The 15,670-nt window shown below is 58.4% G+C and carries 16 protein-coding genes; all 16 read right to left on the bottom strand.

From position 1 onward, the window contains the following. Position 1: 1 nt before the first annotated feature. Positions 2-709: an acylneuraminate cytidylyltransferase family protein gene (locus KP001_RS19695; protein ID WP_217287223.1), complete on the bottom strand. Its 708-nt coding sequence runs from the start codon at positions 707-709 to the stop codon at positions 2-4. Beyond that, on the bottom strand, positions 700-1,611 hold the full coding sequence (locus tag KP001_RS19690) for a Gfo/Idh/MocA family protein (protein ID WP_217287222.1): 912 nt from the start codon (positions 1,609-1,611) through the stop codon (positions 700-702). The genes KP001_RS19695 and KP001_RS19690 overlap by 10 nt, the downstream gene beginning before the upstream one ends. Continuing rightward, positions 1,608-2,657, bottom strand: a complete 1,050-nt coding sequence (locus KP001_RS19685) for a nucleotidyltransferase family protein (RefSeq protein ID WP_217287221.1) — start codon at positions 2,655-2,657, stop codon at positions 1,608-1,610. The genes KP001_RS19690 and KP001_RS19685 overlap by 4 nt, the downstream gene beginning before the upstream one ends. After that, the gene (locus KP001_RS19680; protein WP_217287220.1) at positions 2,654-3,292 is read right to left on the bottom strand and encodes an acetyltransferase; all 639 of its coding nucleotides are present in this window, start codon (positions 3,290-3,292) and stop codon (positions 2,654-2,656) included. Before KP001_RS19680 ends, KP001_RS19685 begins: the two co-directional genes overlap by 4 nt. Continuing rightward, on the bottom strand, positions 3,289-4,374 hold the full coding sequence (neuB, locus tag KP001_RS19675; RefSeq protein WP_302466977.1) for an N-acetylneuraminate synthase: 1,086 nt from the start codon (positions 4,372-4,374) through the stop codon (positions 3,289-3,291). The genes KP001_RS19680 and neuB overlap by 4 nt, the downstream gene beginning before the upstream one ends. Beyond that, the gene (neuC, locus tag KP001_RS19670) at positions 4,371-5,528 is read right to left on the bottom strand and encodes a UDP-N-acetylglucosamine 2-epimerase (RefSeq protein ID WP_217287219.1); all 1,158 of its coding nucleotides are present in this window, start codon (positions 5,526-5,528) and stop codon (positions 4,371-4,373) included. Before neuC ends, neuB begins: the two co-directional genes overlap by 4 nt. Further along, complete coding sequence (locus KP001_RS19665) at positions 5,515-6,687, bottom strand: LegC family aminotransferase (RefSeq protein WP_239027836.1); 1,173 nt, start codon at positions 6,685-6,687, stop codon at positions 5,515-5,517. The genes neuC and KP001_RS19665 overlap by 14 nt, the downstream gene beginning before the upstream one ends. A gap of 8 nt (positions 6,688-6,695) precedes the next feature. Then, entirely contained in the window at positions 6,696-7,697 is a 1,002-nt protein-coding gene (locus KP001_RS19660) for an NAD-dependent 4,6-dehydratase LegB (RefSeq protein ID WP_217287217.1), read from the bottom strand. A gap of 75 nt (positions 7,698-7,772) precedes the next feature. Further along, complete coding sequence (gene pseG / locus KP001_RS19655) at positions 7,773-8,879, bottom strand: UDP-2,4-diacetamido-2,4,6-trideoxy-beta-L-altropyranose hydrolase (RefSeq protein ID WP_217287216.1); 1,107 nt, start codon at positions 8,877-8,879, stop codon at positions 7,773-7,775. Position 8,880: 1 nt separating this feature from the next. Beyond that, on the bottom strand, positions 8,881-9,486 hold the full coding sequence (locus KP001_RS19650) for a winged helix-turn-helix transcriptional regulator (RefSeq protein ID WP_217287215.1): 606 nt from the start codon (positions 9,484-9,486) through the stop codon (positions 8,881-8,883). A 107-nt stretch (positions 9,487-9,593) separates the two neighbouring features. Then, complete coding sequence (locus KP001_RS19645; RefSeq protein ID WP_217287214.1) at positions 9,594-9,962, bottom strand: GxxExxY protein; 369 nt, start codon at positions 9,960-9,962, stop codon at positions 9,594-9,596. A 460-nt stretch (positions 9,963-10,422) separates the two neighbouring features. After that, positions 10,423-11,598 (bottom strand): glycosyltransferase family 4 protein, encoded by a 1,176-nt coding sequence (locus KP001_RS19640; RefSeq protein ID WP_217287213.1) that lies wholly within the window; start codon positions 11,596-11,598, stop codon positions 10,423-10,425. Then, on the bottom strand, positions 11,591-12,535 hold the full coding sequence (locus KP001_RS19635) for a glycosyltransferase family 2 protein (protein ID WP_217287212.1): 945 nt from the start codon (positions 12,533-12,535) through the stop codon (positions 11,591-11,593). Before KP001_RS19635 ends, KP001_RS19640 begins: the two co-directional genes overlap by 8 nt. A 197-nt stretch (positions 12,536-12,732) precedes the next feature. Then, entirely contained in the window at positions 12,733-13,716 is a 984-nt protein-coding gene (locus KP001_RS19630) for a glycosyltransferase family 2 protein (RefSeq protein WP_217287211.1), read from the bottom strand. A 63-nt stretch (positions 13,717-13,779) separates the two neighbouring features. After that, positions 13,780-14,754, bottom strand: coding sequence for a cytochrome c3 family protein (locus KP001_RS19625; protein WP_224963363.1), 975 nt, complete (start codon positions 14,752-14,754; stop codon positions 13,780-13,782). A gap of 52 nt (positions 14,755-14,806) precedes the next feature. Continuing rightward, on the bottom strand, positions 14,807-15,655 hold the full coding sequence (gene ccsB / locus KP001_RS19620) for a c-type cytochrome biogenesis protein CcsB (RefSeq protein ID WP_217287209.1): 849 nt from the start codon (positions 15,653-15,655) through the stop codon (positions 14,807-14,809). Positions 15,656-15,670: the final 15 nt, after the last annotated feature.

Below are 15,670 nucleotides of genomic sequence, written 5' to 3'. Positions count from 1 at the left end.
ACTACTCCTTCCCCCTTGCCCTCATAAGGAATTCAACAAACTGAAAATCCAATTCGGAGTCGATGTCGATGGAGCGCTCCTCGGGCATTTCATAAAGGAGCGTGTCGGCGTTGAAGACTGAGTCGCTCTCAAACATGCAGTCGCGGCGCCAGACGTAGACTGAGGCGTTCATGTCGTAACATTTCGGGCCATCCTGACGGCGCACCACCGGAGTCTCCAGTTTCTTGGCTAGACGCACGAAACCGTTTGCATCGGCTTCGACGAGGTTGAAGTAGGGTGAGCGCCTCGAGTTCATCCCCGTGATGACGTTCGATACGCCCCGGGTCTCAAGAAGGTTTACCGCCCCTATGATGTCCTCCGCGAAACGCAGGGGAGAAGTCGCATCAAGATCAACCAGCGTGGTGTAGGTATCGCCAGTGAGCCGCTCCACCTCCCCCACGCAGTGCCTGATGGCGGGGATCTTTGCCGCCTGGTCTGTGGCAAGCTCGTCGGGCCGCTTGATTAGATGCTGCGCCCCCCACCTGCCGGCGATATCAAGGATCTCGTCGGAGTCGCTGCTGACGGCAATGGTGCGGAACAAACCGGATTCGATCGCCTGCTGAAGGCTGTACGCTATGAGGGGCTTGCCGAGCAGTTCGCGGATGTTCTTGTTCTTGACGCCTTTTGACCCGCCTCGCGCGCAGATCGTACAGAGCCGGTTCACTTCCATATCCATCTCCTTTCAGTCACAGCCCGCTCGGCAGCGGCCACCATTCGCACCACGTCAATGCCTTCTTCAAGGGTGCAGAGAAAATCGGCTTGCCCTTCAAGGGCAGCGCGGTGCATCTCGCGGTAGGTATGGTCCCTCTCCGCAGTAAAATGCTGCCGCACATCATCGACCACGAGTTCACCGGTTATGAAATTGATGCCAATGGTGTGCTGCTGCGTATTGATGACCAGTTCACGCCGGGTAAGCCGGTCCAGGTAGTTCAGTTGCACAGTCACCACCGGGCAGCGTGCGGTAGTCAGCATCACGGCGAACACGTCATCGCTGCTGATCTCCAACGCGCTGTAGTGCCCCCCAAGCGCGGTCAACTGCTGCCATCCGCCCAGCAGCCAGTTAAGATAATCCAGTTCGTGGCTCAAATCACGTAATACTCCACCACCGGCGCCACCGTCGGCAGAGTACCCGTCCCTGTAGTCCCGACCGGGCCGCCAGCCAGGCAAGTACTGGCCGACGTAGGCTTGGACCGAAACGACCGTTTCGGCTTTGAGCAAGTGCCGCAACTCCTGTAGCAGCGGGTGGAACCTCAGGTTGTACGCAACGAACACGTTTTCAAACTGATGTTGTGGCATCTGCTTCTGTTCGTGGAAGAGCGGCTTTTCCACCAGCACGCTTCCAGCAAAGCCGCTCTCTGCCAGTTCGCACAGTCCGGCATAATGCTTCGCGGTCTCAGTGGCTACCACCACGTAGTCTGGCTGGAATACGGAGACGGATTCAGCGATCGTGCTGAACCTTCGATAATCGGTAATGGGGCGGGAACTGACCACGGCCATGTCGCAACCGAGTTCAGCCAGAATGCGTGCATGCCTGCTCCCTATCGACCCATAGCCAATAATCAGCGCCTTCATTCGAACACCTTGCCGAATTCACCTTCCGCGCGTTGGAAATCATCCATTCTGCCAATATCCAGCCAGTACTCCCGAATGGGGAATACCGCTGTTTCCTTCTGCTGCCCAACCACCTTTTCGAAAAGCGTCGGCATGTCGAAGAAAGTGTCCTTGGGTATCATATCCAGAGCCTCCGGCTCCAGTACATAGATGCCGGCGTTGACAAAGAACCGTTGCACCGGCTTCTCCTCGATATTCAGAATCCTGTGATTGTCTACGGTGACGACACCGTAGGGAACCTGGAAATCGTACTCCCGCACGCACATGGTCGCCAACGCCCGGTGCTCCCGATGGAACTCCAACAACTGCTGGAAATTCACCTTGGTCAACACGTCACCGTTCATGACCAAGACGGGAAGGTGGGGGCGCTCGGTCAGAAGTCCCAATGCGCCGGCAGTGCCGAGCTTCTTGCTCTCGCGGAGGTACTCGATGCGCGCTCCCCAGCGCGAGCCATCCCCGAAGTAATCCTCTATCAACTCCCCTTTGTAGTTGACGGATATCCGGAAGTTGGTGAACCCGTAATGAATGAAATTTTCGAGAATCGTCTCGAGTATGGGCTTGCCACCTACCTTAAGCAGCGGCTTTGGCGTATCGTCGGTGAGGGGCTTGAGGCGAGACCCCAAACCTCCCGCCATCAGGACCACGCAGTTGTCGTACTGCGGGGTCTCCAGGATCCGTTCGACTATTTCGAGCCCAATGACCCGCCCTTCACCATCTATGACGGGTATCTGGTGAACCTGTTTAAGCCTCATCAGCGCCAGGATCTGGTCCTTTGCCTCGTTCTGCGCGGCAACGGTTGGTGTTCTGTTAAGAACCTGCTGCACGCTGTCTTCCAGCGAGCACCCCCGTAAAATACCGCGTCGAATGTCGCCGTCACTTACGGTGCCGAGCAGTTTTTGACTGGCATCGACCACGAGGGCGATCCTGAGTGCGCCGCTGTCGATGACGCGGATGGTTTCCCGCAGGGTCGTGTCTGCACTTATAAGAGTCTTTCTCCAGTCTTTCATCGCACCACCACCTTCGCCGGAACACCAACCACGGTCAATCCCGCCGCAACGTCCTTAGTAACAACCGCTCCAGCCCCGATGACGCTCCCGTCGCCTATTCGCACACCTTGGATCACGGTCGCACCGGTTCCCACATGGCATCCCGATCCCACCGTGACACCACCGGAAAGCGTTACGCCAGGAGCAATATGCGTGTGATCCCCAATGGTGCAGTCGTGGTCCACCGAGGCGCGGGTGTTGATGATGACGTTGTCCCCGATACGACAGCCAGGCTGGAGCACTGCACCTGCCATGATCTGCGCACCCGCGCCGAGTTCGACATCGGAGGCTACCACTGCGGAAGGATGAACCACCGTGGCGAAACGATACCCCCGTGCCGAGAACCTCTCAAAGATCGACCTGCGCATCTCGGGCAGCCCGATGGAACCGATGCCGTTAACCAGCCGGACGGCATCACGGGGGAAATCTTCAGCGGTATTGTCGTCCCCGATGACGGGCACCCCGAGCACGCTGTCTCCCAATCGAGCGGGGTCCGCATCCAGCATGCCTGCTATCAATGCACCCTCGGCCAAAAGCGCTTCGACCAGAACCTTTGCATGCCCCCCCGCGCCGATGATCAGCACCGGATCGCTCATAGCTCAATCACCTCGTCCTTGGCATAATTCCTTGCTGCACGTCGCCCCACCACATCCCAGTAGCGCAAGGGGGATAGACCGCTCCCCGGCCGTTTGATGCAGAGGTTGTCGCTGCAGTATGCTTCACCTTCCCGGATGTCACGCGCCGCTACGATACTCTTTCTTGCGACAGCGGCGTTCTTGATCTCGGATGGTGCCGGAACTTTTCTGCCGGAACCAAGCGCTATCTCCACCTGACGGATCGCCTTCACCATCTCGCAGAGCTCATCCGGCTCCAGCGATGCCTTGTGGTCAGGACCCGGAAGGGAACGGTCGAGAGTAAAATGCTTCTCGACAACCACCGCACCTCGAGCCGCGGCTGCAACAGGAATGGCGACCCCCTCCGTGTGATCAGAGAATCCAACCGCAAGGCCGAAAGCCGACGCCAAAGTATCCATCGCGCGCAGGTTCACTTCAGCAAAGGGCGCCGGATACTCCGTCGTGCAGTGCAGCAGGATCACCTTTTCACGCAGGGACTGCTGCCCTTCACTGGAAGCATAGGCCGCCTCAAAACCGGCAACTCCGGGATGGGCGCCTGGGCAGGTAAAACCAAAGGCAAGCACGCCGAGCGCGGCTTCCACGTCGGCCAGCGTGCACATGCCCGTGGACATGATCACCGGCTTGCCCAGGCTGGCGATCTTCAGCAGCAGCGGCGCATTGGTGATTTCACCAGAAGGGATCTTTATCGTCGGAAGATCAAGTGTTCCCCCCAGAAGATCTACACTCTCTGCATCAAAGGGTGTCGAAAGAAACTGGATACCGTGCAACTTGCAATGAGTGATTAGTTCAGCGTGCGCCTCTTCCCCTAACTCCAGTTTCTTAAGCATGGCATACTGCGACTCGTCGCCTCCACAAGACCTTCTTTGATAATCGGCCTTGGGAGCGTTGCCGCTCACTAACCGGTCGGCACGGAAGGTCTGGAATTTAACCGCGTCGGCGCCGGCCTTCGCTGCCACCTCGACGAGTTCCTTTGCCATATCCAACGATCCGTTGTGATTCACCCCCGCCTCTGCAATGACGTAAACGTGGCTATTCGCTATCACGGGGTCACCTCGTGGAAGTGCTTTTTGAGTAGCGCCTTTGGATCTTTCACCTGCTTAAGGTAAGCGACGATGCGCTCGGCACTGTGCCCGTCGCCATAGGGGTTCGCGGTTCCGGAACAGTCGCGTTGGAAAGCTTCGCCTATGGCGGCGAGGATTTCGCCGGCATAGGCATCGCAGTTGATTACCGATGGGGCCTGCAGGCGTCCCTTCTGCCGGTCTCCGATATTGACAGTAGGTTTTCCGAACGAAGGCGCTTCATAAAGACCACTGGAAGAATTGCCTACCACCGCATCCACCTGTGCCATGGCGCTCAGGTACCGGAGTTGCCCCAGAGACGTGTAGGCACGAGTGTGGGGGCGGCTGGCGACATAGGCATCGGTCATGGCGATAATGTCCCGGCCATCCGTATCGGCGTTCGGCTTGGTGAAGATGACACCTGTTCCGCTCCCCAGCTGGTCGAGCGCATCGAGCAATTCTTGAAACTGCTGTCTCGCAGGAATCTGCTCGAGTGTTACCGGGTGAAACGTGACCAAGAGGTTCTTCTCCTTGAAATCAAAGCCAAGTTCCTGTGCCAACTCTGGACGTGACAGCAACCTCAGAGACTTTATCTGGTCAATGCCGGGACTCCCTACTATGTGGATGTGTGCAGGGTCCTCACCAAGCTGTCGCACCCTTTTTGCGGCAGCTTCATTCGTGACAAAGTGCAGGTGTGCCATCTTCGTGACGCTGTGCCGGATCGCCTCGTCGAAGGCACCTTCAGTAGTATCCCCGCCTGCAATATGAGCGATGGGGATTCGTGCAACAAGCGCGGCTTGTGCCGCTGCCAGAATTTCGAAGCGGTCCCCGAGCAAGAGAAGAATGTCTGGCTTCAGACGGTCGAACGCTTCCGCACACCCCATGGTCCCAAGCCCGATCGACTTGGCTATGCCGACCGGAGAATCGCTGGAAAGCAACATCTCGACCTTGGCGTCAATGCGGAACCCGTCGCTCTCGATGACGCGCCAAGTGAGCCCGAACTCGGGAGAGAGGTGCATACCTGTGGCGACCACTTGCAGATCAAGATCTTCGTCCTGTTGAATCCCTCGCATCACGGTCGAGAGAAGGCCGTATTCCGCGCGGCTCCCAGTAGCCACGCATACTCTACGCTTTGCCATCACCGTCTCCTAGAAACGCGCTGCTCGGAATGTTGATGATCCTGCGCTCCAAACTCTCCGCTACGGAAAGGTCCATGCCTGGGCAGTGCTGAAACATGGGGAGTTTGTGCATCAGCATCCATGCGGGCCGCGTCATGATGCCCAGATCGTTGGTACGAGCTAGCAGCGCATCCCGCTTGTCGGCATGCTCCTCATCCAACAGCAGGACGTTCAGCCAATAGTTGCTGCGAGCATACGCCTGCTCCTGGAAGAAACGCACTCCTTCGAGATCTGCCAAAGCCGCTCTGTAGCGCTGCGCGAGTGCGCGCTTTTTATCCAGAAATCCATCTAATTGCTCCAACTGAGCGCAGCCAAGAGCAGCATTTAGGTTCGGCATGCGATAGTTGAAACCGATCATGTCATGGCAAAAATTCCAGCGGTGCGGAATTTTTGCAGTTGTGGTCAGGTGTTTTGCCAGCCGACCGAGCTCTTCATCGTTGGTCAGGATGGCGCCACCGCCACCGGTCGTCACCAGCTTGTTGCCGTTGAAACTGACCGCAGAAACGCGCCCCCAGTTACCGGTGTGGCGCCCTTTGTAAAAGGAGCCCAGCGATTCTGCGGCATCTTCGACAAGCTCCAGATGGAACCGGTGACAGACCTCCAGCAGTGGATCAAGGTCGACCGGGTGGCCAAAGGCATGCATCGGCACCACTGCTTTAATGCGGCGCCCGGTGCTCTTGTTAAAACACTGCCCCGACCGGATTTCCGTTGCATCTTCCAGATAGGCGCCCAGACGTATCGGATCAAGGCCCAGCGTGGTCTCTTCGCTATCGACAAAATGGGGAACAGCACCGCAATAGCTCACCGCGTTTGCCGTCGCTATAAAGGTGAGCGCCGGCATCAGCACCTCGTCCCCCTGCTCAACGCCTACCAGCAAGAGACATACGTGAAGAGCGGCAGTACCGTTCACCACCGCGACGGCTTTTCGGGCACCCGTGTACGCGGCCAGCTGCTCCTCGAACCGGTCTACGAATTTACCAACGGAAGATACCCACCCGGTATCCAAACACTCCTTGACATAGCACCACTCATTCCCGGCGAAGCAGGGCTCGTGCAAGCCGATGAAATCACGCACCGGGAGCACTGACCGAAGTGCACTGACGACTTTGTCTATCTCCATAACACCACTCATATGTTGTAGATGTCGCTTTTATACCCTTTGAGATTCTCGGGATTCTGGAACCAAGCCACGGTTTCGGCGAGTCCGCGCTTGAACCCATCTTTCCCCGCAAATTCTGGCTGCCAACCTATCAGCTCTTTAGCCTTTGCGTTGGCCGCCCAGAGCCGCTCCACCTCGCTGTTGTCGGGACGCAGGCGAGCTTCCTCCGTCTCGATCTCAATATCTACCCCCATCACTTCGGCTATCAACTTGACCGTATCCCCGATGGAAATTTCGTAGTTGCTACCAATATTGATGACTTCCCCGATGCCGCGGTCTGAATCCAACTCGGCGATGAAGCCATTGACCGTATCGGAAACGTAGTTGAAATCACGGGTGGGGTGCAGGGCTCCGAGCTTTATGCGGCGTTTTCCCGATGCGATTTGAGTGATAATTGTGGGAATAATGGCCCTGGCAGACTGGCGTGGTCCATAGGTGTTGAACGGGCGAATAACGGCCACCGGCATATCGAACGAAGACTGGAAGGCAAGTGCCATCTGGTCCGAGCCAATTTTGGAAGCGGAGTAGGGAGACTGCCCCTGTAACGGGTGCTCTTCCGTAATGGGGACAAAACGAGCAGTCCCGTACACTTCACTCGTGGAAGTCTGGACTATCTTCTTTACACCGAGTTCACGTCCAGCTTGCAAGATGTTGAGCGTACCTTTGATATTAGTCTCAACATAAGTGTCCGGCGAATGGTAAGAGTAGGGAATGGCGATCAATGCGGCCAGATGCAGCACCGCATCACATCCCTTCATCGCCTGTTTGACACCATGCGGATCCCGCACATCTCCAGAAAATACATCGAGGCCTTTCTTCACATCTGCAGGAGCCTGTTCGAGCCATCCCCACGAGTTGAAGGAATTGTAGAGAACGAAAGCTCTTACATCATATCCCCTGCGCACCAGCTCTTCTGTCAGGTGAGAGCCGATAAATCCGTCGGCTCCAGTCACTAAGATTTTTTTCGTCACCGCAATCTCCTTTGCTGCGTTTGCTTACTCGGTACAGAGGGAGTTAAATTCACTCTTCCACTCTCACCACACCTCTCATGTTATTGAAATCTCAAATAGCCTATCCGTTATCAAAGCAGCCCCCGAGGTGGTGGCGCCCCCCATGAGCGCGAAGCCACGTGCCGTCATCTCCCGCATCGCCGCGGGATCGTCTAGCATCCGGTTTATTGTGGCCGCCAAACCGGCCTCATCGACATCCTCGTACCACCCGACGTTGAGCGTCGCGCCCTGCACACCCACCGCTTTGGTGGTAGCTGCCTGGTTGTCAGCGACGATGAGGGTGATGGAGGGAAGGCCAAGGAAGCACCTCTCCCAGGTGGTGCTGCCGCCGGCGCCGATGGCGAGATCGGCTTCGGACATCATCTGGGCCATGTTGTTGACGTTGCAGTGAAACGAGACGTTGGCAAGTTCTGCACATAACTGCTGCAACTGCTCCCGGTGCGGACTGGCACCACCGACGACGACTTCGACTGCTATGTCGTTACGGCCTACCATGCGCCACGCTTCCAGGGCCTTCGCCGTTTCGTTGCTGGCGTCGCCGCCGCCAAAGGTGATCAATACGCGCTTGACGGAGCCGTCCCTCTCCCGCAAAGAGCGCCGCGCCTGCACGAATTCGTCGCGAAGCAATGCATAGCGAGGTCCCAGGAACTTCATGCAGTTTTCCGGGACAAGACCGTCGTAGCGGGATTCCATGTTCTCGTAGAGGTTCTGGTCGAGGAGCAGGTCGCAGTCGTGACGGCGATTGGCGACATCGTCTATCACCATGATTTTCCCGACCAGCGGGCGCAGGGGCACTTCCCAGGAGTCATCCACACCGTAATGGTCGATGACCAGCCAGTCGACGCCTTGCTCCTGCCGCAGGATCTCGGCGGTCCGGGCCACGTCCGCCGGCACGTCGAGGGCAAAGGGCCTATCCGGGGCGGGATTCACCTCTACCGGAACCCTGAACACCTGATACCCGGCTGCCTCGACATTGGCGGAGATGTTCCCGGGGAGATCGCGACAGATGAACGAGACGGCGCAACCTTTGTCACGCAAGGCCGCTGCAAGCGTCAGGCAGCGCATGACGTGACCGGCACCGAGATCCACCGAGGAGTCAGCCCTGAAGAGCACCTTCATGCTTTTGCTGGTCGCCCCGGACATATCAGTCCCCCCCGGCCTGGTGGATCCGCTCTGGCTCCACTCCCATGCGCAGCAATTCCTCACGCAGTGCATCACCCCGCTTCATGGAGGTGATCACGATGTTGTGGTTGCCGGACAACAGACCGATAGCGGGGGTCACCACCGACTTGTCGAAGAACTTCCGCCCTGCCGCCTCGGCATCCATCGCCACTGTCATTTCCAACCCGGCTTCCTTTAAGGAGAGGTAGGCGATCTCTGCGACCTCGTCGATGCCGCAGAAGGCAACCTGCTTGACCCCGCGGGCCGACATGGACTTGAACAGCTTCAGGTAATCCTGGCGGGCAACGGTGTAGAGTCCGGAGAAGTAGCTCAGGTGTTGGTAGGCAAGGCGGCTTTTTTCGGCGAAACCTTTGGGGGTGAGGAGATAGGCGTAGCGGTTCTTCGGGAAGTTGTTGACCCGGACGAAGCCTTTGGCTACCAGGTTCTTCAGGTAGGAATTGACCAGTCCCAAGGCGATGCCGAGACGTTTCGCCAGCTCGCGCTGCGAGAGTTGCTGGTCACCGGAGATCTCCGAGAGAAGGAGAAAAGAGCGATAAGTATCTAAAACCTTTTCGTCGTCACCGTTCATGAGCTGAACAGTAGTATAAACTCATACAATTTTCAAGAACAAAACCAAAACCGTTAGCCACGGAGAAAATCTGAGAACTTCTGAGGAGGACAAAATCTTTTCTTGGGTTACAACACTAAACGTTTGATGCCCTTTGCGAGCAGCATGGAATTAAAATCCACCAAAAGCCCCACGTTGTACCCTCCAAGCTTCATGTAGCTTAAAAGCTGTGCTTCAAAGAGAGGGTCGTTGCGTTCAACGCTCTTCAATTCGACAACAATAAGATCCTCTACCAGCAGATCAATCCGAAAGTCGCCTACGCTCTGGCCTTTGTACGTTACCGGAAGCGGCTTCTGGCGTGCGAATCGTATCCCTTGTTGAAACAGCTCCACTGCTAGGGCTGACTCATAGATGCTCTCCAGAAGACCGGGCCCAAGCTCCCGGTGCACCTCGATAGCACATGCGATGATCCTTTCGGTAAGTCCCTTGTAAATCATGGCAGTACCTCCCCGGACTGGGGAAGTTTACTGCCCCGTTAATTCTTCACAAGGTTTTCTCTGGTTTTCTCAGATTTTCTCCGTGGCTCATGGTTTGTCCCGAGGCTTGTAACGCTTACACGAGGCTATGTAACCGTTACATTCACTCCAGCCGTCGTTCTAGCGGGCAAAGATGTCTGAGCTGGACCGAATGTTCCGGTTTAATGGGGTAAGGTCACGGTTGCAGCGAGAAATGAAGCGACAAAAATCAGGAAAAAAGTGGTGGGAAGGACTATGCAGTCGTCGCTGGGGGAAATGCAGCCGTGAAAGTAGGGCATGTAACCATTACAAGGTGCAATGTAACCATTACAAGGTGCAATGTAACCATTACAAGGGGCAATGTAACGATTACAAGAGGCAATGTAAGCGTTACATTAGGGCTTTCCTCAGATGTCCTCAGATTTTCTCCGTGGCTAACGGTTTATGTTTCCACGAGTCGCCGATAGATTCCGGCGAGTTCTGCCCCGCGTGCTTGCCAGGAGTGCAGTTTGACCGCCCGCTCGCGCCCTTCGGCTCCGAGATCTTCACGAAGCTCGCGGTCACCGGCCAGTCGGCCGATGGCTCCGGCCAAGTCTGCGGCATCGCCGAACTTCGCATAGAGAGCGGCGTCGCCGAGGATTTCCCGGTTGACGGGGGTGTCGAAAACGACAGTGGGGAGGCCGCAGGCGATGTAGTTGAAAAGCTTGCCGTTGGCTTCGGTGAGGGAAACTTTGGGGGAGACGGCAAGATCGCCGGCGCTAAGATACAAGGGCGCCTCGTCGTACGGGATCCTGCCGGTGAAGGTGATGATGTCGGCTATCCCCATCGCCTCTGCTTTCTCGCGGTACGGCACATCGGGAAAGCCCATGATGAGGTAGTGGATCTTCGCCCCCTGCCCTTTCAGGTACGCGGCGGCTTCAAGCAGAAGATCAAGCCCCTGGTAGCTGTTCATCAGGCCGAGATAGGCGACGATGGGACGTTTCTCGGGGAGTCCCAGCCTGGCCCGGATCTCCTCCTTGGGCCGCGGTGCGAACTCATTGGTATCCACGCCGTCGATGAGGGCACGCACCCGGTCCTTCGGTACGCCGTCTTTCAGGAGCAGTTCGACGGTCGGGCTGGCGCTGGTCACGATGAAGTCGGAACTGCGGTTGATCCAGCGCTCCAACGTGGCGAAGAAGCGCTGCAACAGAGAGCCCGGCTTGACGAAGCCGTGGTCGGTAATCTCGGCGGTAAGGCTTCCCTGGCAGTCGAACAGCATGGGGACGCGGATCAGCATCTTCAGGAAGGCGCCGAAAAAGGCGCCCTCGTGGAGATGAGCATGGATCACGTGCGGCTTGAACTGGCGCGCGACCTGGAAGGCCTTGAGGAGGAGTTGCAGATCGAGGAGCGGCTTAACCCAGGAAGGGCCGGCCTCGAGCTTTTTGTACCAGGAGAAGCCGGCAATCCTTTCCGTACGCACGCCAGGGACGTCGCGCCCGATGTGGTAGGTGACCAGCCGGACGTCCACGCCGCAAGCAATGGCCGCCCTCGCTTCTTCAAGGATGCGGACATGACAGCCGCGATCGGCGAAGAACGGGGTCGGTGCCAGCACCAGTACGCGCAGCGGAGTCTCAGACAAAGTTGATCTTTTCCTTGATGTTGTAGATCGGCTTCCCTTGCGCCTCGTAGTAGGTCCGGGCGCTCAGCTCCGCCAAAAGTCCCAGCACAATGAACTGGACTCCCATGAAAAGCAGGAACGCGGTCAGGATCAAGAGAGGGTTCCTGTTCATGCTGGTGTTCTCGAACAGCTTCATGTACAACGTCGCCGCCCCGCTCAGCATGCCTGCGCACAGGGTGTAGATCCCCCAGCGGCCGAAGAGCTGGATCGGCTTGGTCGAGTAGCTCAGCAGGAACTTCACCGTCATCAGGTCAAGGATCACCTTCATGGTGCGGGAGATGCCGTACTTGCTCTGGCCGTGCAGCCGCTCGTGGTGGCGGACCGGCATCTCGGTGACCCGGGCGCCGACCTGGTGCGCGAGAGCCGGAACGAAACGGTGCATCTCGCCGTACAGGTTCACGTCGTCGAGCACTTCGCGCCGGTAGGCCTTCAGCGTGCAGCCGTAGTCGTGCAGGTGCACGCCGGTCATCCTGGAGATGATCGAGTTGGCCAGGATGGAGGGGAGTTTGCGGTTAACGAAGGTGTCCTTGCGGTCCTTGCGCCAGCCGGACACGACGTCATACCCCTCGTCGATGCGTTTCAAAAGAAGCGGTATGTCGAGAGGGTCGTTCTGCATATCGCCATCCATCGGGACAACGACCCGGCCGCTCGCGGAGTCAAAGCCTGCAGCCATGGCGGCAGTCTGCCCGAAGTTGCGGCGCAGGCGGATCACCTTGACCCGGTCGTCCTTCGAGGACAGGCGCTTCAGCGCGGGGTACGAATTGTCAGAGGAACCGTCATCCACCAGGATCAGTTCGTACTCAAGGCCGGAGTCTATGAGTGCGTCGCTGATCCGTTCGTGCAGGATGGGGATGTTTTCTTCCTCGTTGTATATCGGAACTACTATACTCAGGTCCACTTTCGTCTCCCTCAAAAACGAGAACATGTTCTACGTTCTATGTTAACGCCATCAGACATCGCATCCGTCTCCCCCCTCGCCCTTCGGGAGAGGGTCGGGGTGAGGGGTACCAGCTGATACGCCCTTCCCTCACCCGCCCTTCGGGCACCCTCTCCCGCGGGGAGAGGGAACCAGCGGAGACTCTGCTGAAGGTCAATTCATTGCATGTTTTCGCTACAGCTCATCTGCGCTTCACCAAAAGGTTTCACCCGCCGCACTTCGACTTCCCAGTGGGCCTTCCTGCCGCCGCGGTAGCGGGGTCTGATCAGACCGCGGATGACACCGGCACCGTACACCAGGTGCAGCGTCGGGTACACCAGCAAAAGCCTCGGCAAAAGGGCGAGATCCTTTCCAACAAGCGTCCCTTGCAGCGACGCCAGCAGCACGACGCCGAAATAGGCCCACAGCGGCAGGTTCAAAAGCGGGACACCCAACAATGGCACCAGCAGCGCGTAGAGCAAAAGCAGCGAAGGCGCCAGCGTGACCGGTTTAAGGGTCCCTGCGATCAGGGTCTGCTCGCCGCGCCCGCGCCCGTAGCCGTACATCTGGCGAACATAGGCGCGGTAGGTGCGGCGCTGGCTTCGCTGTACCGCCAGTTCCGGGTCGTGCACCAGGAGATGCCCCTCCCGCTGCAGCCGGTCCATCAGCTCGTTTTCCTCGTTAGGGTACAGCCGCTCGTCCAGCCCCTCGTGCGCCAGGAAGATCTCGCGACGGAAACTCAGGTTGCACAGGATCAACTCGCTGTCGCTGCTGTGCCGTGCCGCACCGGACTTCCGGTACCGGTTGCGGACGCCGCCGCCACCCGCCGCGGAGGCGAAGGCGATCCCTATGGCACGCTGCAGGGGCGAGTCGGTCGCGGGGGTAAGCGACGGCCCACCGGCGGCGGCCACGTTTGGATCCTGGTAATGCCCGGCAGCCCTGTCCAGAAAGTCGGGCGCCACGCCGGAGTCATCATCCAGAAAATAGAGGATTTCGCCTTGTGCCTCGCGCGCCGCCGTGTTCCTCTGCACGCTCGGCTGGCAGCCGTAGGCGACCAGCACCTCGAAGAGGTCGCCGGGGTAGGTCGCCTGCGAGATCGCCGCAAGGGCGCGCACTTCTCCGCCGGGCTTCACCGGAATTATTACGGAAAATTTGGGCAGCATCAGGGGACCTGTGCGTCTGCAGGGGAGGCGGCGTGACCTGGGTGGGGAAGCGTCGGGGGGTGGCTACTGCTGTTCAATGGCTTTCACCCTGTCGTAGCGCAAGGTCCTGTGGCACCCGACGGAACAGCCGCCGCCGGTTGCGGTGGCGTCGAAACGGATCGGGATTTCCCAGGTTCCGAACCCTTCCGCCTTCGGATAGATCAGGCGCTCCTGCTGCTCGGCATGAGGGTTGTGGCACATCCTGCAGGAGCGCGCCTTGGTCTTGTTGACGTGCACCGCGTGCAGGTTGCGCTCGCCGTTTCTGAACTTGGTGAACCGGTCGGTCGTTTCCGCCGAGGCGAGTTTGGGATCATGGCAGCGGAAGCAGATCGGGAACGCGTCGTAGCTGAACGGTTTGTACAGGACGGTCGGGTAGTCGTCTTTCAGGAGCTTCCGGTAGGGGCCGCCGTGGATCTGGTGGCAGTTGACGCAGTCGCCGTTGCGCACCGGCTGGTGCACGGACTTGCCCATGGCGAGCTTTCTGTCGTGGCACATGAAGCAGAGCTCGGAGCCTGGCTTACGCAACAGGGACTTGCTTTCGGACTGGTGCGCGTCGTGGCAGGCGAGGCAATCACCGTCGGCTACCGGCTTGTGCGTGAAGGCTCCTGTGAAATGATCCTTTGGATGGCAGCGGAAACAGAGCGCGGGGGAGGGATCCTTCAAAAGCGACTTCACTTCCGCGCTGTGGGCCATGTGGCAGTTGGTGCATTGGCCAAGGCCGACCGGCTTGTGCAGCACCGGCTTCTGGACCAGGTGCCCGTGGCAGGTCGCGCAGAGTTTGTCCTTCGGGACCTTGAACCCCATGCTGTCCTTGCCCAGCGGATGGTTGTCGTTGAACTGCTGGTGACAGTCCAGGCACCGGCCGGATGCAACCGGCTTATGCGGAACACTCCCACGGATCAGATCCTTGTGGCAGATGCTGCACTTGAACGGCTCCGCGAGGGCGTCACCCGGAGTGAGGGTGACGCCGACGCAGAGCAGATACAAAGCTACTGCCAAAAGATATGCCACGTGGGAGTGTCGCATCGATCGGATTACCTATCCTGGAAAACTACTTCCCGTAGCTGTGCAGGCCGGAAAGGAAGAGGTTTACCCCCAGGTAGCAGAAGATGGTGGCCGCGAAGCCGATCACCGAGAGGATGGCCGCCCTGCGCCCGACCCAGCCGCGGGTGATGCGGGCATGGAGGAAGGCCGCGTAGACGAACCAGACGATAAGAGACCAGGTCTCTTTCGGGTCCCAGCTCCAGTAGGTGCCCCAGGCGTAGTTGGCCCAGGCGGCGCCGGTGATGATGCCGAGCGACAGCAGCGGGAAGCCGATCATGATCGCCTTGTAGTTCAGGTCGTCCAGGATCCTGATGGACGGGAACATGGAGAGAAGACCACCGGCCTGGGCGTTGCCGCCCCCCTTCTCCATGGACTCGCGGATCAGGTACATGATCGAGATGCCGCAGGCGACCGCGAAGGCGGCATAGCCCAGGAAGCAGGTGATGACGTGGTACATGAGCCAGTTACTCTGCAGAGCGGGAACCAGCGGCTCGATGCCGCTGTCCAGGCCAAGCTGCGCCCATGCCATGCCGAACAGCGCGAACGGGATGACGAAGAAACCGATGGCGCGGTACTTGTACTTGAAGTCGATGATGAGGAAGATCATGACGATGGTCCAGGAGAAGAAGACCACCGACTCGAACAGGTTGGAGAGCGGCGCATGGCCGTGCCCCTGGTCGTAGGACTCTTTCCAGCGCAGGCCGATGGCCGCGGTCTGGACCAGGAAGCCGAACAAAGCGGCATAGGTACCGGCAAGCCCCACGGCCTTGTTGCGCGAGGCGAGGAATGCGAAGAATATGCAGGTGGAGACCATGTAAAGAACCATGGTCACATTGAAAAGCATGGAACTGGACATATCGATATTACCCTC

The organism is Geomonas subterranea (assembly GCF_019063845.1).
GTDB classification, from domain to species: domain Bacteria; phylum Desulfobacterota; class Desulfuromonadia; order Geobacterales; family Geobacteraceae; genus Geomonas; species Geomonas subterranea.
This window is presented reverse-complemented; position numbering and strand designations above follow the sequence as displayed.

Coding starts and splice junctions, on each gene's coding strand:
- KP001_RS19695 (WP_217287223.1), bottom strand. CDS start 709: ATGGAAGTGAACCGGCTCTGTACGATCTGCGCGCGAGGCGGGTCAAAA.
- KP001_RS19690 (WP_217287222.1), bottom strand. CDS start 1,611: ATGAAGGCGCTGATTATTGGCTATGGGTCGATAGGGAGCAGGCATGCA.
- KP001_RS19685 (WP_217287221.1), bottom strand. CDS start 2,657: ATGAAAGACTGGAGAAAGACTCTTATAAGTGCAGACACGACCCTGCGG.
- KP001_RS19680 (WP_217287220.1), bottom strand. CDS start 3,292: ATGAGCGATCCGGTGCTGATCATCGGCGCGGGGGGGCATGCAAAGGTT.
- neuC (WP_217287219.1), bottom strand. CDS start 5,528: ATGGCAAAGCGTAGAGTATGCGTGGCTACTGGGAGCCGCGCGGAATAC.
- KP001_RS19665 (WP_239027836.1), bottom strand. CDS start 6,687: ATGGAGATAGACAAAGTCGTCAGTGCACTTCGGTCAGTGCTCCCGGTG.
- pseG (WP_217287216.1), bottom strand. CDS start 8,879: ATGTCCGGGGCGACCAGCAAAAGCATGAAGGTGCTCTTCAGGGCTGAC.
- KP001_RS19650 (WP_217287215.1), bottom strand. CDS start 9,486: ATGAACGGTGACGACGAAAAGGTTTTAGATACTTATCGCTCTTTTCTC.
- KP001_RS19645 (WP_217287214.1), bottom strand. CDS start 9,962: ATGATTTACAAGGGACTTACCGAAAGGATCATCGCATGTGCTATCGAG.
- KP001_RS19630 (WP_217287211.1), bottom strand. CDS start 13,716: ATGCTGCCCAAATTTTCCGTAATAATTCCGGTGAAGCCCGGCGGAGAA.
- ccsB (WP_217287209.1), bottom strand. CDS start 15,655: ATGTCCAGTTCCATGCTTTTCAATGTGACCATGGTTCTTTACATGGTC.